Genomic DNA, 17,280 nt, shown 5'->3' on the forward strand with positions numbered 1-17,280 from the left:
AAACACCTGCACATGCAATGAGGATATTCAATCGACAAACCGGGAGCTGGAATGGCCATTATCAACAACGCCAAACGCGAGATCAACGCCAAGATCGTCTACTACGGGCATGAGGGGGCCGGCAAAGGCACCTCGTTGCGCTACCTGTACGAAAGGATCAAGCCGTCGCTGCGCGGCGAACTGAAAACACTCCCGGCCAGCGGCGGCTCCCTGCTCTTCTTCGATTTCTGCCCGTTCGAGCAGCCGGTGTTCGGCGGTTACCGCATCCGTTTCCACATCTATACCCTGCCGGGCCGGGTCGCCAATCCCGCTGCCTGGAAGATGACCCTCAAGGGTGCCGACGGGGTCGTGCTGGTGGTCGATGCCGCGGACGCCACGGCGGCGGGGAAGCAGAGCATCGAGCGTTTGCGCGATTACCTGGCCTCATACGGCATGAGCCTGAACGACATGCCGGCGGTCCTGCAGGTGAACAAGGCGGACCGGTCCGGGGCGACGAATGCGACGACAACCGCGGCCCAGCTGGAGGTGGAGCACCTCACGGCCTGCCTCTCCACGGCGCTGAACGGCGAGGGGGTGCTGGAAACCTTCTCGGTCCTCTCCCGCCAGATCATGGAACGGGTCGGCGCGGAACACACCCTGCAAGCCGAACCGGCCCCCCTCCCCCCCTCCTCCGTGGCCGCTCCCCAGGTCGCGGCCCCACCCGCGCAGCCCGACAGCCTCCTCGGCGATGTCCCTGTCCCGAGCCAACCTCCCCCCACGGACGGTGAAGAGGCGGCCGATGCCCCCCTGCCGTCGGAAACGGAATCCTTGGGCGATCTCCGGGTGACGCTGGCGGCTGAGGCGGTGCCCCAGGCCGACGGCAGCGTGCGGATCCCCCTCGCCATCTCCCTCCACGGGCAGACGCGGCGGCTCGTGCTGACGGTCGCTGTCGGACCGGATACCGACACGCCATGACGCCCGTCGATTTCGACTATCAGATGATGGGGCGCCTCCTGCTGGCGGCGCTGTTCGGTGCGCTGATCGGCCTGGAACGGGAGATTCACGGCCGGCCGGCCGGTTTCAGGACCCACCTGCTGGTATCCCTCGGCTCAGCCCTGTTCGTGGCCGTTTCCATCAGCTTTTATCGCATGTTCGGCAACTTCGGCGGCGTGCTGCCGGTGGGGATCGATGCCGGCCGGGTGGCGGCCCAGGTGGTGACGGGGATCGGTTTTTTAGGGGCCGGCGCTATCATCAGGGAGCGGACATCGGTGCGGGGCTTGACCACCGCGGCCTGCCTCTGGGTCGCCGCGGCCGTGGGGGTCGCCTGCGGCGTCGGCCTGTTCGCGCTCTCGGCCCTGGTGACCGCCATTGCGCTCGTGAGCCTCATTGCGCTGAAAAAGATCGAGGGGATGCTCTCCCGGGACACCTACGCCATCCTCACGGTCCACAGCGACGACAGCGACGGGCAACTCGAACGGATCACCCAGGCGGTTCTGGCATGCGGCTACAGGATGACGCTGCTCGGCATGGAGCGACGCCCGGTTGCGGGACTCCTGGTCTACGAATTCCAGCTCAAGCTGCACGGCAGGGAACTGGCCGTCGACGCCCTGGAGAGCGTCTCGGCCATAAGCGGCATCAGGGATGTGACCGTCAAGGTGAATGCGGTCGCCTGACCCTGGCTGCGGGGATGATGAAGGGGGTCTGCTGGCGATACCGGCGGTATTCGTCGCCGAACTCCGCCAGGAGGCGGCGTTCCTCGATCAGACCGCCGATGACGAAATAGGCGGCCGAAAGGATCGTCAACAGGAGCCACTGGGCGGTCATGACCGGGTTGAGCAGGAGGAAGGCGGTGGAGAAGAGGTACAAGGGGTGGCGCACCATGGCGTAGTAGCCGTCGGTAACCAGGCGGGGGCCTTCGGCCCGGCCTGAACCGAGCTGGCTGATGCCGAGGAAGTCGCCCGCCCCGGTCCGGCGCAGGCAATCCACCAGAATCACCCCGCAGACGAGTTGGCCCAGGTACATGACCAGACTCCAGACGCCGGGGGCGAAGTAGAGCACCGATGATGAGCGGAAGGCGGCCATCACCCAGCCGAACAGCGCCAGGGAGAACAGGTTGTAGGCCAGGCGGTAGCCCCGCGGTTCGCCATGGCACAGCCGGGCGATGATTCCCTTGATCCCGGTTGCGGCAAAAAGGGAATGCGCGGCGGCAAAGATCAGGAAACGGAGTATGAAGACGCAGTAGTCCGGCAGCGGAGCCTCCCCGATAATCATTTCAGGGTTCCAGGTTACCACTGTCCCCTTGTATACACAACCCCAACGTGTTATATAGCGCTGACAACGCTCATCCTGCAGGGAGGTTATTGATGGCAGTCATCACATTTTCACGGGAAATGGGTACCGGGGCGTATCACATTGCGGAAGAGGTAGCCAAGCGACTCAAGTACACCTTTGTCGACGGCGCCCGGATCGGCGCCATCGCCTCCAAATACGGCCTTACGACCGACATGCTCCAGATGGTCGACGAAAAGCCCCCCTCCTACATCACGGTCGAAGACCGCAAACGTGCCGCGGCTCTCAACTCGGTGGAACTCATCCTGCTGGATTTCGCCCGCAAGGGGAACGTGATCCTGTACGGCCGCGGCGGCCAGGACCTGCTCAAGGAGTGCCGCAACGTTCTCAGGCTCCGTTTTATCGCCGATTTCGAAGAGCGGGCCGAACGCTTCGCCGAGCGTGAATGGATCGATCCCGACCTGGCCAAGTCCATGATCCGCCGCAGCGACCATCAGCGGGGCGGCTTCATCCATTTCTATTTCGACCGGGACTGGCACGACCCGCTGGGGTACGATCTGGTGTTCAACACGTCGCGCATGTCGGAAGAGGCCATTGTGGAGTGCATCGTGGCGGCGGCCAAGGATCACCGTCTCAAGGAAGCGGATAAGGGCGCAACGGAGTTGATCGACAACACCATCCTGATGAAGAAGATCGAGACCGCCCTGCTGAATTCGGCCGACCTGGACTACCGCCCCTTCACCATCGAGGTTGCCAAGGGCAAGGTGAATCTCAGCGGCTACCTGGCCTCGGAACAGGAAAAGCGGGAAGCCATCAGAATCGCCGGGTCGGTCAAGGGGGTCAAGTCGGTGCAGGAAGACATCCAGGTGGTCAATTACAAGGCATACAAGGACCGAAGCTGATCAGGACCTCTCAACCTTCCGCTGTTCAAGACGAGCCTTCAGGGGGGTGAGCAGGGTATCATCGAAACGGATGCCGCCTCGCCCCCTTCCCAACTCCTGCCCCTCTTCAATACCGTGAAAATCCGAGCCGCCGGTCATCAGCAGCCCCCGGTCCCCGGCAATCCGTTGCAGCACCGCCATCTCCTCCGGCAGCGCCATGTTGTTGAACACCTCGATACCGTCCAGCCCCAACTCCGCCAATTCCGTGATGATGCTGCGCAGCTCGGGACGCAGGGTGCTGACGCTGGTCGGGTGGGCCAGGACCGCTACCCCACCCAGCCGCCTGATGGTGGCGATGGCGTCGTCCATGGGCCAGTAGCGCTTGGGAACGTTGCAGGGGACCAGATAACGGCGGAAAGCCTCCTCGACCGAATCCACGTAGCCCCGCCCGATCATGGCCCGGGCGATGTGGGGCCGGCCGATGGCGCCCCGGGCATGTATCGCCACCTCTTCAAACCCGATGACCGCCCGCCCCTCCCCCGCCAGACGTTCGTTCACCGCTGCCAGTATGTCGTGGCTCCGCAGCTCCCGCCGTTCGCGCAGAAGGCCCAATTGCTCCAGAAACCCACGGTCGCCCCAATCCATGCCGTATCCCAGCAGATGCACATCCTTGTAGGTTTTGAACTGCACCGAAAGCTCGATGGCGGGAATCACCTCCAGGCCCCGTTCCGCCCCGGCGGCGATCCCCTCCGGCACGCCGGCCACCGAGTCGTGGTCGGCAATGGCGATGGCGCGCAATCCCTCCGTTGCCGCCCGCTCCACCACCTGGGAGGGGGTAAAGGCGCCGTCCGAGAAACTGGAATGGACGTGCAGGTCTATGTAGGCGGTTTGTTCCGTTGTCATACCGGTATAGTAGCCCGGTCCCGCAGAAAAGTAAAAGCGCTATTGCATGGCCTGCCGCCTTCGGGTACTATTTTGCCATGAAACCGGACGATATACACCGCGCCATAGGCATCCTGCGCGAAGAGACCCGCGCCTGGCGCACCCCCTCGGTCACCGTGGTTGCCGAAGCCAGCCGCAGCCCCTTCAAGGTGCTGATTTCCTGCATCATCTCCCTGCGCACCAAGGACGAGGTGACGACCCAGTCCTCCGCCCGGCTCTTCGACCGCGCCCCTACCCCCGAGGCCATGGAGGGGCTGCCGGCAGAGGAGGTCGCCCGCCTGATCTACCCGGCCGGGTTCTACCGCACCAAGGCCGAGCAGATCCTGGAGATCTCCCGCCGCCTGGTGGCGGAGTACGGCGGCAGGGTGCCGGACAGCCTGGACGAACTGCTCGCCTTTCGGGGCGTGGGGCGCAAGACCGCCAATCTGGTGCTCACCCTGGGGTTCGGCAAGCCGGGTATCTGCGTCGATACCCACGTCCATCGCATCTGCAACCGCTGGGGATACGTGGCGACCAAGAACCCCGACGCCACCGAAATGGCGCTGCGCGCCCTGCTCCCGCCGGAATACTGGATCGAAATCAACGACTTGCTGGTGGCCTTCGGCCAGAACCTCTGCCACCCCGTATCGCCGCGCTGCTCCATCTGCCGCCTGAGCGATCTCTGCTCGCGCGTCGGCGTTGCCCAATCCCGCTGACGCCGATTACGCCGTTTGTGTGTCACATTGTTTTAAAATAGCGTTTGAATAATGATTTGTTGGTTGCCAGCGCTATGATTATTAGGTAAAATCCCCCATCATCTATGTAATAACGCTATCTCAGGAGGCGCAAGAATGTTGAGAAAAATCGGATTCATCGGGCTTGGCACCGTTGGCCGGCACATGGCCGCCAACCTGTCCAAGGGGAGTTATGAGCTGACGGTTTTCGATTTGAACCCCGCCGCCGTGAGCGCGCTGGTGGAACTGGGCGCCGAAGCCGCAACGTCGGCCGCCGAAGCCGCCCGGGACCGCGACCTGGTTATCGCCATCGTCCCGGAAGGTGAGGAGTTGGGGCATCTCTTCTTCGGTGAGGACGGCATCCTGGCCGGCATCGGGGGGGGTACGATCCTGGCGGACATGGGTTCCCACTCCCTGGATACCACCATGAAGATGGCCGACGAGTGCGCCAAGAAACGGGTCCTGTACCTGGACGCCCCGGTCTGGGGGAGCAAGGAGCATGCGGCCAACGGGCTTCTGACCATCGTGACCGGCGGCGACCCATCCCTGGTGGGGAGATGCCGCGAGCCCTTTTCCTGCTTCGGCCTCAACATCATCCATGTGGGCGAGGTGGGCGACGCCACCAAGATGAAGTTCATCGTCAACATGGTGCAGGCCGAACTGGTGCAGGTCCTGGCGGAAGGCTTGGTACTGGGCGACAAGATGGGCTTTACCGCCGACAAGATCCTGGAGGTACTCGATACCCGGGGTGTCGCCTCCCCCCTGTTTCATCTCAAAGGTCGGGCCATGGCCCGGGGCGATTTTACGCGCAGCCTGGCGCTCAAATACGTCCACGAACAACTCCACATGGTCCTGAATGCGGCCCGCCTCATGGGCCTGAACCTGCCCACGGCGGAAGCGGCCAGCAAGGTCTACGAAAAAGCGGTGGACGCCGGCTGGGGCGAGGAAGATTTCTCGGCGGTCATCAAGGCGTTGCGCTAACAATTCCCTGTCCCGGCTTGATCCCATGGTCTCGCGAAGAGGCGTCCGGCTGGCCGGACGCCTCTTCGCGTATCGACAAGGAGAGAAACCATGAGCACCCAATTCCGCCCCCGGCAGGTCTATGTGGCCGCCTCCTGGATGGCCCCGGTGGGGCGTTACAACGGCAAGGACAAAGAGAACCTCTCCTTCCTGGAGATGGCCGAACGCTGCGAAGCGGTGTTCGGCGGCAGCCCGGTACGGCGGCGCGACATCGAGGCGGTGGTGGTGGGGAGCCAGAACCCCTCCGCCTTTTCCGGGGTGGACAACACCGCGGCGAAGATCGCCGGGATTCTCGGCATCTCCGGGGCCCGTTCCGTGCTGGTGGATACGGCGTCGTCCTCCGGGGCCTCGGCCTTCGAGAGCGCCTACCTGGAGGTGGCGTCGGGGCGCTTCGACCATGTGCTGGCCATCGGCATCCAGAAGATGAGCGACGCCTCCACCACGGAATCGACCCGAATCATCGCCGGGGTGATCGACCGCGAGGAATCGGAATTCGGTCTCACCATGCCCGCCTGCGGCGCCCTGGTGGCCCGGGCCCTCAAGGAGCGGCTGGAGCTTTCCGACGAGGAGTGGACCGCCTACGCGGCCCTCTTGACCCAGCGGAGCCAGCGCTTTGCCGCCCTGAACCCGGACGCCCATTTGAGGAACACCATCGAGGTGGAGGAGTACTACCGCCAGATCGCCAGCGGCAAGAACTACCGCTACTGGTATCCCCTGCGCTACCACGACTACTGCCCCATGTCCGACGGCATGGCGGCGGTCATCCTCACCGCCACCCCCCAGGACGTGCTGGTAAGCGGCGTGGGGAGCGCCACCGACATCCCCACCATCGCCGACCGCAACTACTTCCACTCCTTCCCGGCCACGGTCATCGCCGCCGGGTACGCCTACGGCATGGCCGGGATCAAGGATATCCGCACCCTGGAGGGCAAACTGCACGTGAACATGCACGACCCCTTCAACGGTTTTGGCCCCATCAACCTGGTGGACCTGGGGATCGTCAGCCGCAACCGCCTCATGGACGCCCTCTTGAACGACGACCTCACCGGCCCCACCGGGGCCTTCCCCACCAACCTGACCGGCGGCCTGAAGGGACGCGGCCACCCCCTGGGGGCCACCGGCATGATCCAGATCGTGGAGAACCACCGCCTGATCCAAGAGCAGGGGTTCAGCGCCGGCCTGTCCCATTCCATCGGCGGCCCGATCAACAACAACGTGGTGACCCTGCTGGAGCGGAGCGACCAGTACCTGCGTCGTCACCACGAGCCGTACAAGCCGTGGGGCCTTCCCTCCCTGGGCAAGCTCAAGCCCAAGAACGCGACCCTGGATACCCTGCTGGCGGCGACGCCGTTGGTGGAAGGCTCCTTCGTCACCTCCACCGCCCGTTTCGACTACAAGACCGGCCGGCCCGAGGTGGTCATCCTGATCGTCGCCTGCAAGCTGGAGGGGGTCAAGTACCGTTTCCTCTTCGGCATCGACGGGGAGCATTACGAACAGGTAGCCGGCATCGAGCGCGGCGCCCCGATCTCCGTGGAGCGCCAAGACGATAGGGTCCTGGTGAACCGCATGCCGGTGCGCAAGTTCTACACCCGCACCATCAACGGGTTGGTGGAGTTGGCCGGGAGCGGGTGGAAGAGGCTGGTTGGGAAGGGGTAGTTTGATTTATGTGAACGGTACAGGAAGGCTCAAGGTATTTAATAGAGGGGACGCCACTCATATTGAATTCAGCAGAGATAACACCAAAGGCAATATATGAACTACATAATTTTGGGTCTCGTAATTGTCGTAATTGGAATAGGGATAATACGATATAGCGGCATACTTGGCTCTGTCGCATTGATCATCGGATTGAGCCTTATGACGAAAGGTAAAAATGGGTGAAAACGTTAAGAAGGAAATGACCGATGTTTGCTGCACGGGTTCATCAAGAAGTCGCAAAAGACACCGCAAAACGAACTCAAGACGCCCTTGCCCTTGGGAAAAACCTCAAAATCGAACTGGCATAATTAACTCCTTCACCGCCCCCCCAAAAAGCGAAACCCCTCCTGCACCAGCGAGGGGTTTCTTGTTTCACGGCAGCAAAAACAAACCTCGTCAGGCCCGGTTCGATACCGTCGGGCGGCTCACGCGAATCTGGGCCTGTTCATACCCGGCAAACACCTTGGCCCCCAGCATGAATTCCGACCAGAACTCCTTCCACTGGGAGTGCTCCGCGCCCTCCTGGGTGGCGGGCTTCAGTTCGGCCAGGAAGATAGTCATGGCCGCGCCGACGGCGCACAGGACCCCGGCCAGCATGAAGGAGGAACCGAGGCCGCCCGGCTGGGCGTTCAGCATCTCGGAAACCTTGCCCATCACGAAGCCCCCTACCCCCCAGGCCGTAAAGAGCGCCCCGTAGTTGAGGCCGTAGTTCTTGGTTCCCCAGTAGTCCTTGGCAAAAGAGGGGAACAATGAGAGGTTGGAGCCGTAGTTGAAGCCGATGAAGGTGGCCAGGAGCACCAGCAGCACGGCGCTGCCCGAGTTCACCACCGTCATGGCGGCGAACATCATCACGGCCTGCATCGACAACATGATGAACAGGGTAGCGCGCCGCCCGATCTTGTCGGACAGGACCCCGGAGACGACCCGCCCGGCGGCGTTGCCCACGGCCATGATCGCGACCGCCACAAAGGCCATGGGCCCCATGCTCTTCTTGGCCAGGCCGGCCACGCTGCCGATGACCATCAGGCCGGCGCCGGAGCCGATGAAGAAGGCGGCCCACAGGACGTAGAACTTGTAGTTGCGCAGCATCTCGCTGACGTTGGCGTTCACGGCCGGTTTGGCCGCGTTCATCTTGGCCACCGGCCCCGGATCGGCCGGTTCGGCCGGCACAAAGCCCTGGGGTGGGTTGGCCAGGATGAAGGAGAGGCTGCACACCAGGGCCGTGAAGCCGGCCCCCAGGAAGAGCATGGCCTTCGGGATGCCGAAAGCACCGATGAGCCAAGACGCGAGCGGCGCAATGTAGACCGGGGCCAGGCCGAACCCGGCCACCACGATCCCGGCGATCAGGCCGGTCTTGGTCGTCGAGAACCACTTGAGCGCCGGCGGCGTGGCCGCCGAGTAGCCGAAACCGAATCCGGCGCCGGCCAGGATGCCGAAACCGAGCACCCAGGCGATGTAGGTGTTGGAGAACGCCATGAGGGAGAAGCCGGCCCCCACCAGGATGCCGCCGATCAGGGCGGTGCGGGCGGGGCCGATTCTATCCTGGCACCTGCCGGCCAGGATCATGGCAAAGGCGAAGGTAAGGCAGCAGACCGCGTAGGGGTCGTTGATGGAGGCCAGATCCCAGTGAAAGGCGCCGGGTCCCCCCTTTTCGATGGAGGCCTTGACGGCCCCCTTGAAGATGCTCCAGGCATAGAGCACGCCCAGCGCCAGGTTGATGGCGGTACCGGCGGCGACGACGCTCCACCCTCTATTCTTGATATCCGACATGACATATCCTCCCGGGCGCTTACGCTTTTTGGGCAACGGTCTTCTTGACCGGGCCGTTCCTGCGGATGGCGGCGGCAAACTCCATCCAGAATACCAGATAGATGGAGATCATCAGCGACAGCCCCACATTCTGGTTCTCGGCGCCAAGGGCCTTGGCCAGGATCGGCGAGGCAAAACCGGCTCCCAGGGTCCCGGTCGCCCGCTCCAGCAGGTAAAAGACCGGCAGGGTCAGCAGGGTGCCCACCGCCATGATGGCGATGCCGGTGGGGCGCTTGACCCAGTATTTGGGAGAGAAACCGTACATGCGCATGAAGATCACCACCCAGATGATCCAGACCGAGTAATCCACCGCGGCATCGGGCAGGGCCAGCTTGTTCTTCACCAGGGCGACCTCCAGGACCGTCACGATCCCCAGCATGGTGAACATCCAGTTGAACTTCTCGTTGGCCTGGGTCTGCCAGTTGCGGCTGTCCGGGGCCTGTACCTCGTTGGAGGAGTGGCCGTGGGTGCCCAGGGCCGAGAAGAGGATGGCGAACCAGATACCGGCGTTGTGGAACAGGAGCGAGGCGTGGTTGCCGGCCACGTTGGCGATGCGGGACATGGGGTCACGGGCGAAGTCGGCGGCGATGCGCATCAGGAACAGGTTGGCGATCACCGAGCAGCCGATGATCACCGCTATGGTGAAGATCCTGCGTGGCAGGAGGTAGGGATCGACCCGGTCAGGGAAGCCTATGACGAAGGCGAACCAGATCAGGTACATGATGAGCGGGATGCCGAAACAGATGCCGTAGACCGACTTGCCGGCAAAGTCGCCGCTCTGGGCGTAGATGATGTACTTGTCCTTGGTGTTGGGGTCGGTGTTGGCCGCCTTGACCACATCCTTGGGCACCTTCTTGACGTGGGGCAATAGCCCCATGGCGTACCAGCCGTGGTCACCCTGGGTGGTGTCCACAACCCAGTACTGGTCCCCCATCATTTCGTCCAGACCGGAAAAGAGCTGCATGTTGAAGGCGGCGCAGACAACGCAGACCGACAAGAGCAGGATCGCGTGAGATAATTTCATCGGCATGACAGTATTCCTCCGTAATTATTCTTTGTGGGTTGTCCAGAACATCGATACGGCATTGGCCGCAAACAGGCCGTAGAGCCACATGGTGTTCCAGGCCGGACCGGACCAGTGGCTGCCATGGCCGCCACCCACAACCCCGGAGGCGATCACGAAGCCGATCATCGTGGTGAAGGACACCATGGCGACCGCCCTCAGGATGGCGCTGTTACGCCAGGTGTGGCGCTCCAGTTCCTCGATACGCGACAACAGTTCAAGCTCTCTTTCGCTCATCTCTCTTCTCCTTTGCCAGTGTAATGACTATGAACAGCATGGCGACCGTCAGGGACAGTGCAATATGAAATCCGTTCAGATGAAGCGTCAGGTGGTACAACATGGCGGTTCTCCTTTTTATCGAATGGATCTATCCTTAATCCGTAACGCCTGAACGGCGGCATGGTAAGCGAGCAGAGCCGTGAAGGCGCCACGGATTCAGGATAGATCAGGGTGACTCAGCACTTGATCAGGTGAACCAATTCATGCGGAAATCTGTCGGCCAGCTCCAGGTACTTGGTGCAGTCGGTGTGGCGGCCGCTACAGTAACGGATGATCATGTTCACGTCGTGGGGGGAGATGTAGCCGCATCCCACGTCGCAGTAATCATCGTTTTTCCCGTAAAAGGGACAGATGTTCGTTTTTCCCATTGGCGTCCTCATGTACCGTGTTCGATAGTGTATACGCACAGGATGTGCCAATATCATTGGCACAGATATTGTCAAACAATTACGGCAAGTTGTAAGCATATGGCACATTACCCGGCTGCGGATGCCGGCTACTCTTTGCAGCAATGCAAAAAACAGAGGTCGGCATCGAGGGCTCCCGGCCCCAGGGCGGCGCCAATGGCGACGTAGAAGGTCCTTTTTGATCTACCGTTGTTTCAATAGGTTAGTTGTGGTATGCATGGCCGCAGACGTGTTTGCAAAACTGCAAAACAGCGTGTGACGATCTTTTGCAGAAATGCAAATATTCGGAGGGACTATGGAAACGGACAGAATCAAGTGGAACCAGCGCTTCGGAGTGGCCGATGCGTATCAGGGCGGGCACCCCTCCCCCTTCCTGGAGCGGGAGATAGAGCGCATCCTGCGTCTGGTCCCCGGTAAGCGGGCCCTGGACCTGGCCTGCGGCGAGGGACGCAACAGTATCTTTCTGGCCCGGCACGGCTTCCGGGTGACCGGACTGGACATCTCGGATGTGGGCATCGCCAGGGGCGAGCGCCAAGCCCGGGCAGAGGGGCTGGAGATCGACTTCCGCCGGCAGGACCTGGAGGGGTGGCACATCGGGGAAGAGTACGACCTGATCGTCAACTTCAACTTCCTGCTGCGTCCTCTGATCCCCGAGGAGGTCGGCGCCCTGGCGCCGGGGGGGCTCCTGCTGTTCGACACCATCCTGGAATCGCCCCAGCTCCTGGCAACCCATAACCCGGACTTTTTCCTGCGCCATGGCGAGCTTGTGAGGATATTTGGGGCCTTCGAGGGTGAGGTGCTGTTCAGCGAGGAAATCAGCGAGGGGGATATGCCCACGGCCCGGGTGCTGTTCAGGAAGGCGGGCTGAGCAGCCGCCAAGGGGCATGATATAACAAAAGGCGAAGCCCCTGATGCGGGCTTCGCCTTTTGCCTGTCGTTCAAACTACCGGACAGCCGGGATTATTCGCCCGACGGCTCCTCCGTCGACGGAGCCGAACCATTCGGCGTACCGTCGGGGTTGAGGCCGAGCGCTTCCTTGCGGGAGAGCTTGATCTTGCCGTTTTTGTCGATGCCGATGCACTTAACCAGGACCTTGTCGCCCTCGTTCAGCACTTCGGTAACCGTCTTGACCCGCTTGGTATCCAGTTCGGAGATGTGCACCAGGCCGTCGGTGCCCGGCATGATCTCCACAAAGGCGCCGAAGTCCATGACCTTCCTGACGGTGCCCATGTAGAGCTTGCCTTCTTCGGCCTCGTCGGTCAGGCCGCGGATCATCTGGATGGCCAGGTCGCAGGCTTCCTTGTTGGTGCTGGCGATGTTGATGCGGCCGGTATCCTCGATGTCCACGGTGACGCCGGTGGTCTCGGTGATGTTGCGGATATTCTTGCCGCCGGTGCCGATGACGTCGCGGATACGATCGGTCTTGATCCAGATGGTGGTGATGCGCGGGGCAAAGGGAGACATCTCGCCGCGTGCGGCCGACAGGGTCTCGGCCATCTTGCCCAGGATGTGCAACCGGCCTTCACGGGCCTGTTTCAGCGCCTGCTGCATGATTTCCTTGGTGACGCCGCCGATCTTGATGTCCATCTGCAGGGCGGTAACCCCTTCGGTCGTGCCGGCCACCTTGAAGTCCATGTCGCCCAGGTGGTCTTCGTCGCCCAGGATGTCGGACAGGATGGCGACCTTGTCGCCCTCCTTGATCAGGCCCATGGCGATGCCCGCAACCGGAGCCGTGATAGGTACGCCGGCGTCCATCAGCGACATGCTGCCGCCGCAGACCGAGGCCATGGAGGAGGAGCCGTTGCTCTCCAGGATCTCGGAGACGATGCGGATGGTGTAGGGGAAGTCTTCGTGCTTCGGAATGACGGCCGACAGTGCGCGCTCGGCCAGCATGCCGTGACCGATTTCGCGACGGCCCGGAGCCAGGCGGAAGCTGGTTTCACCCACGGAGAACGGCGGAAAGTTGTAATGGAGCAGGAAGCGCTTGCGGGACTCGCCGTACAGGGAGTCGATGCGCTGTTCGTCGATGGAGGTGCCCAGGGTGGTGGAAACCAGGGCCTGGGTTTCGCCGCGGGTGAACAGGGCGGAACCGTGGGTACGGGGCAAAAGGCCCGCTTCGCTGGTAATGGGGCGGATGGTGGCCGTGTCGCGACCATCGATGCGGATGCCGGTATTCAGGATGTCGTCGCGGACGCGCTCGTACTCGAAATCGCCCAGGAATGCCTTGATCTGCTTGGTCTTGCCTTCAAACTCTTCCTTGAGGGCCTCGACGGTCTCGGCGGTGATCAGGTCGATCTGGTTGTGGCGCTCCTGCTTGGTCTTGATCTTGACCGCCTCGCCCATGCGATCATAGGCAAGTTCGCGCACCCGGGCCAGCAGCGCTTCGTCAACGACGGGGGGGGCGATCACGCGTTTGGCGACGCCGGCCTTCTTCTGCAGTTCGTCCTGAGCCTCGATCAACGGCAGCATCGCCTCTTTGGCAAAGAAGATGGCCTCCAGCATGTCGGCCTCGGAGACGAATTTGGCTTCGCCCTCCACCATGATAACCGCGTCGCGGCTGGCTGCGACCACGATTTCCAGGTCGCTCTGCTCAAGCTCTTCGGCGGTGGGGTTGCAGATCAGCTTGCCGTTTACCCGGCCGACCTTGGCGCCGGCGATGGGACCCTGGAACGGAACGTCGGACACCATCAAGGCGGCCGAGGCGCCCAGCATGGACAGGATGGCGGGATCGTTGTCCTTGTCGGCCGATACCACGGTGGCCATGATCTGGGTGTCGTTCAGGAAATTCTCGGGAAAGAGCGGGCGGATCGGACGGTCGATCAACCGGCAGGTGAGGGTTTCAGGGTCAGACGGACGTGCTTCGCGTTTGAAAAAACCGCCCGGGATCTTGCCGCCGGCGTAGGCTTTTTCGATATAGTTGACGGTAAGGGGGAAAAAATCCTGCCCTTCCTTGGCCTCTTTTGTCGCCACGGCGGTCACCAGCACCACGGTGTCGCCACAACTTACCACCACGGCGCCGCTGGCCTGTTTGGCCATCTTGCCGGTGGCAATGGTGATGGTCCTGCCGCCGAACTCAACCTGTACTTTTTGTTCCATATCTTCATTCTCCTGTTTGGTTGTGTTGGGGCCGTCGCTACAGCATCCCTGAACGACAGGTCGTCATCTGCTGCAAAAGGCACGGGAACAGGGCTGGATTGGCTCAAGGCCGTTCTCTGTGTCTCTGTGGCAGGTGATCTTTGATCTTCAGGGCGACTCTACCCACGTCCCCAACAAAAAATAAAAGGGCTGTGAAGCCCTCTTGCGAAACGAGCATACCAAAAATGGAGCAGGCAATATACCCGCAAAAGAGCGGGCATACTGCCTTCCATTACCTGCGTATGCCGAGTCGTTCGATAACCTTCTTGTACCTGTCCAGCTCTTTGCCTTTGAGGTAGTCCAGAAGGCGCCTCCTCTGGCCGACGAGCTTCAGAAGCCCGCGACGGCTGTGGTGGTCCTTTTTGTGGATCTTGAAATGCTCGGTCAGATAGGTGATCCGCTCGGTGAGAATGGCGATCTGCACCTCCGGAGAACCTGTGTCGCTTTCATGGGTTTTGAACGAGTTGATGATTTCCTGTTTTTTTTCGGATGCCAACACTGTCAACACCTCCCTTCATTGCGGTTTGTTATTTGTATGCAGCAGCATAGCAACTTTATCATGGATTTTTTTAAATAGCACATACGTGCAAATTTGTAAAGCGGTAACTCAGCAGAAGACCCGCTTCAGCGCAATACGAACCCCGTCTCCATCCAGAGAGGAAAGTTCCGCGACCGCAACAAGTTCCTGCCCCTGGGAAAGGCGCACCGTCAGAGGCGCGGCACATGCCGGCCAGGCGGCAATACCGGTTTCGTCCAGTTCGGGCGCCCTGCCGTGCCTGACCTTGACCACACCGGCATCGGTCAGGGGGATATCCATCAGGTGGCCGAGGACGGCATAGGGGGTTCGGCATACCGCTTCGGCCCTGTCCTCCTGCGCCGCCTCCTGCAATTCGTCCAGGGTCATGCTGGCTGCGATGGTAAACGGCCCGCTGGCCGTCCTGCGCAATTCCTGAAGCGCGGCGCCGCAGCCGAGGGCCGCCCCCATGTCGTCCGCCAGGGAACGCACATAGGTGCCGCGGGAGCAGACCACCCGCAGGGCCACCAGCGGCAGGTCCACGGAGACGATCTCCAGGGAATAGATCTGCACCCGGCGCGCCTGGCGCTCCACCTCCTGCCCCTTGCGCGCCAGCTTGTACAACGGTTGCCCGTCCTGTTTGATGGCCGAGAACATGGGAGGCATCTGGCTGATCTCGCCGGTAAAGTCCGCCACCACGGCCTCCAGGCGGTCGCGGCTCACCTGCGTCCCGTCGGCCTCCTGCAGTACCCGGCCGGTCATGTCCAAAGTATCGGTCTTCACCCCGAGACGCAGGAGCGCCTCATAAACCTTCTGCCCTTCGTCCAAAAACGGTATGGCCTTGGTCCCCTCGTTGACCGCTACCGGCAGGACGCCGGTGGCAAAGGGGTCTAGGGTACCGGTATGCCCCACCCTCCTGGTGCCGAGAATCCTGCGCACGCGGTTGACCACATCATGGGAGGTGAGGCCGACCGGCTTGTCGATAACCACGAAACCATTCATAGGGGGCTGGGGGCACCGGCGCAAAACCACGAAAACGAGAGGGGGGCCGAAACGCGCAAGACGCCGTACCGGGCTGCGGCCGAACGGGCAGGATGTTCCCCGTGGTGCGGACGGCTTTGGGGGGACCGGGGACGATCTAGCAAAGGGCGGATTCCACGATGGCGTAGACCTTGGCCTTTACCTCGTCCAAGGTGCCGTCCACGGTGCAGCCGGCGGCGTTGTGGTGCCCGCCTCCGCCCATGCTGGCGGCAAACCCGGCCACATTGACCTTGCCCTTGGAGCGGAAACCGATCTTGTAGCGCTGCTCGGACAGCTGGCGGAAGAAGATCGCCACCTCAACACCGCGTATGGAACGGGGATAATTGATGAAACCGTCCGTCAACTCGGCGTCGGTAGCGGTTACGGCATACATGTCCAGGGTCACGGCGACCGAGGCTGCCCGGCCGTTGCTGATCACCTCAAGGGTGGGCAGGCACTTGGACAACAGTTCCAGACGCTTGCGGGGCTGATTCTCATAGAGTTGTTCCGCCACATCCCAGGCGTTGATGCCGTAGCCGATCATCTCGCCGGCAATGGCAAAGGCCTCGGTGTTGGCATTGGAATAACGGAAGGAGCCGGTATCGGTGATGATGGAGACGTACAGGCAGAGTGCCGTATCCCGGTCCATGGGACCGCCTAGGGCGCTGATGACCCGATGAACCAGCACACCGGTCGCCGCGGCCTGGGGATCGATCAGGTTGTGGTGGCCGAAGCTATCGCACCCCAGATGATGGTCCAGATTGACCAGCGTGCCGATGCGCTTGAAGGAGCAGAACTCTTCCCCCGCCCTGCTGAACTCGCCGATATCCTGCACAAAGGCCACATCGAAATCCCGGTCGGGTATGTGATGAGCAACCGTATCGGCACCCGGCAGGAAGGCATACAGATCGGGCACCTGGTCACGCAGATGGACGCAGACCTCTTTGCCGCTCTTCCGCAGGAACGAGGCCAGGGCCAGGGTAGAGCCGACCGCATCGCCGTCCGGGCTTTCGTGGCTGGTGATCAGAAACGAGGAATTGGCGCGGATGACCGATGCGATATCCTGAATGGTTTCATTCATGCGGGGTATCAATCTCCTTAAGGAGAGAGTCTATCCGGGAGCCGTACTCCCCGGAATGATCGTACTTGAAGATGAGTTCCGGTGTGTAGCGCATGGTCAGGCTCTTGCCCAATTCGCGACGCAGGAACCCCTTGGCGCTGTTCAGGCCGGCCTCGCTGTCCTTCTTGGCCTGGTCGTCGCCGATAACCGTGAAGAAGACCCGCGCCAGCCGCAGGTCTTCGGTGACCTCCACGGCAATGATGGTGACAAATCCGATACGCGGGTCGTTGAGCCCCCGGGAGAGGATCGAAGAAATCAGTTCATGAATGGTCTCGGCGACCTTGTCGGAACGTTTGTGTGCCATAAAAGTACAACCCTTTTTATGCGAGAAAAAACTGTTCACCACAAAGACACAAAGGACACAAAGAATGTTTACGGCAAGATATATGACAATTTCATCTTTGGCCGGAT

18 protein-coding genes are annotated in these 17,280 nt (G+C 61.7%); 7 read left to right on the forward strand and 11 right to left on the reverse strand.

The annotated features are described in order from the left end of the window. Positions 1-51 precede the first annotated feature (51 nt). Both ET418_RS03045 and ET418_RS03050 read left to right on the forward strand, forming a co-directional pair. On the forward strand, positions 52-954 hold the full coding sequence (locus ET418_RS03045; RefSeq protein ID WP_149306118.1) for a GTP-binding protein: 903 nt from the start codon (positions 52-54) through the stop codon (positions 952-954). After that, a complete protein-coding gene (locus tag ET418_RS03050; RefSeq protein ID WP_149306119.1) occupies positions 951-1,652 on the forward strand; it encodes an MgtC/SapB family protein in 702 nt (233 codons plus the stop codon). Before ET418_RS03045 ends, ET418_RS03050 begins: the two co-directional genes overlap by 4 nt. Here ET418_RS03050 and ET418_RS03055 read toward each other — a convergent pair. Beyond that, positions 1,630-2,250 carry a methyltransferase family protein gene (locus ET418_RS03055; protein ID WP_149306120.1) on the reverse strand — a complete coding sequence of 207 codons (621 nt, stop codon included), beginning with the start codon at positions 2,248-2,250 and terminating at the stop codon, positions 1,630-1,632. The two genes, ET418_RS03050 and ET418_RS03055, sit on opposite strands and share 23 nt — an antisense overlap. A 92-nt stretch (positions 2,251-2,342) precedes the next feature. Here ET418_RS03055 and ET418_RS03060 point away from each other — a divergent pair, with 92 nt between their 5' ends. After that, entirely contained in the window at positions 2,343-3,170 is an 828-nt protein-coding gene (locus ET418_RS03060; RefSeq protein WP_149306121.1) for a cytidylate kinase family protein, read from the forward strand. Here the strand turns inward: ET418_RS03060 and ET418_RS03065 are convergent, their stop codons facing one another. Next, positions 3,171-4,052, reverse strand: a complete 882-nt coding sequence (locus ET418_RS03065; RefSeq protein ID WP_149306122.1) for a PHP domain-containing protein — start codon at positions 4,050-4,052, stop codon at positions 3,171-3,173. It lies immediately after the preceding gene. A 77-nt stretch (positions 4,053-4,129) separates the two neighbouring features. Here ET418_RS03065 and ET418_RS03070 point away from each other — a divergent pair, with 77 nt between their 5' ends. The 3 genes from ET418_RS03070 to ET418_RS03080 all read left to right on the forward strand — a co-directional run bounded on the left by ET418_RS03070 (position 4,130) and on the right by ET418_RS03080 (position 7,480). Next, entirely contained in the window at positions 4,130-4,786 is a 657-nt protein-coding gene (locus ET418_RS03070) for an endonuclease III domain-containing protein (RefSeq protein WP_149306123.1), read from the forward strand. Positions 4,787-4,921: 135 nt separating this feature from the next. Continuing rightward, positions 4,922-5,785, forward strand: a complete 864-nt coding sequence (locus tag ET418_RS03075) for an NAD(P)-dependent oxidoreductase (protein ID WP_149306124.1) — start codon at positions 4,922-4,924, stop codon at positions 5,783-5,785. Between the two features lie 90 nt (positions 5,786-5,875). Then, on the forward strand, positions 5,876-7,480 hold the full coding sequence (locus ET418_RS03080; RefSeq protein WP_149306125.1) for a thiolase family protein: 1,605 nt from the start codon (positions 5,876-5,878) through the stop codon (positions 7,478-7,480). A gap of 438 nt (positions 7,481-7,918) precedes the next feature. Here the strand turns inward: ET418_RS03080 and ET418_RS03085 are convergent, their stop codons facing one another. The 4 genes from ET418_RS03085 to ET418_RS03100 all read right to left on the reverse strand — a co-directional run bounded on the left by ET418_RS03085 (position 7,919) and on the right by ET418_RS03100 (position 11,041). Continuing rightward, positions 7,919-9,292, reverse strand: coding sequence for an L-lactate MFS transporter (locus tag ET418_RS03085; RefSeq protein WP_149306126.1), 1,374 nt, complete (start codon positions 9,290-9,292; stop codon positions 7,919-7,921). 19 nt (positions 9,293-9,311) lie between these two features. Next, positions 9,312-10,361 (reverse strand): hypothetical protein, encoded by a 1,050-nt coding sequence (locus tag ET418_RS03090; RefSeq protein ID WP_149306127.1) that lies wholly within the window; start codon positions 10,359-10,361, stop codon positions 9,312-9,314. Positions 10,362-10,379: 18 nt separating this feature from the next. Then, positions 10,380-10,631: a hypothetical protein gene (locus ET418_RS03095; RefSeq protein ID WP_149209830.1), complete on the reverse strand. Its 252-nt coding sequence runs from the start codon at positions 10,629-10,631 to the stop codon at positions 10,380-10,382. Positions 10,632-10,849: 218 nt separating this feature from the next. Next, positions 10,850-11,041 (reverse strand): hypothetical protein, encoded by a 192-nt coding sequence (locus ET418_RS03100; RefSeq protein ID WP_149306128.1) that lies wholly within the window; start codon positions 11,039-11,041, stop codon positions 10,850-10,852. 334 nt (positions 11,042-11,375) lie between these two features. Between ET418_RS03100 and ET418_RS03105 the strand changes: the two genes are divergently transcribed. Continuing rightward, positions 11,376-11,948 (forward strand): class I SAM-dependent methyltransferase, encoded by a 573-nt coding sequence (locus ET418_RS03105; RefSeq protein ID WP_149306129.1) that lies wholly within the window; start codon positions 11,376-11,378, stop codon positions 11,946-11,948. 92 nt (positions 11,949-12,040) lie between these two features. Here ET418_RS03105 and pnp read toward each other — a convergent pair whose 3' ends face one another. The 5 genes from pnp to ET418_RS03130 form a co-directional block, all read right to left on the reverse strand. Further along, complete coding sequence (gene pnp / locus ET418_RS03110) at positions 12,041-14,176, reverse strand: polyribonucleotide nucleotidyltransferase (protein ID WP_149306130.1); 2,136 nt, start codon at positions 14,174-14,176, stop codon at positions 12,041-12,043. 271 nt (positions 14,177-14,447) lie between these two features. Then, positions 14,448-14,714 (reverse strand): 30S ribosomal protein S15, encoded by a 267-nt coding sequence (rpsO, locus tag ET418_RS03115; RefSeq protein ID WP_149306131.1) that lies wholly within the window; start codon positions 14,712-14,714, stop codon positions 14,448-14,450. A gap of 108 nt (positions 14,715-14,822) precedes the next feature. Then, positions 14,823-15,731 carry a tRNA pseudouridine(55) synthase TruB gene (truB, locus tag ET418_RS03120; RefSeq protein WP_149306132.1) on the reverse strand — a complete coding sequence of 303 codons (909 nt, stop codon included), beginning with the start codon at positions 15,729-15,731 and terminating at the stop codon, positions 14,823-14,825. Positions 15,732-15,867: 136 nt separating this feature from the next. Further along, positions 15,868-16,830: a DHH family phosphoesterase gene (locus ET418_RS03125; protein WP_149306133.1), complete on the reverse strand. Its 963-nt coding sequence runs from the start codon at positions 16,828-16,830 to the stop codon at positions 15,868-15,870. Further along, complete coding sequence (locus ET418_RS03130; RefSeq protein ID WP_149306134.1) at positions 16,823-17,173, reverse strand: ribosome-binding factor A; 351 nt, start codon at positions 17,171-17,173, stop codon at positions 16,823-16,825. The genes ET418_RS03125 and ET418_RS03130 overlap by 8 nt, the downstream gene beginning before the upstream one ends. Positions 17,174-17,280: the final 107 nt, after the last annotated feature.

The sequence above is a fragment of the Oryzomonas rubra genome, from assembly GCF_008369015.1.
Taxonomy (GTDB): domain Bacteria; phylum Desulfobacterota; class Desulfuromonadia; order Geobacterales; family Pseudopelobacteraceae; genus Oryzomonas; species Oryzomonas japonica.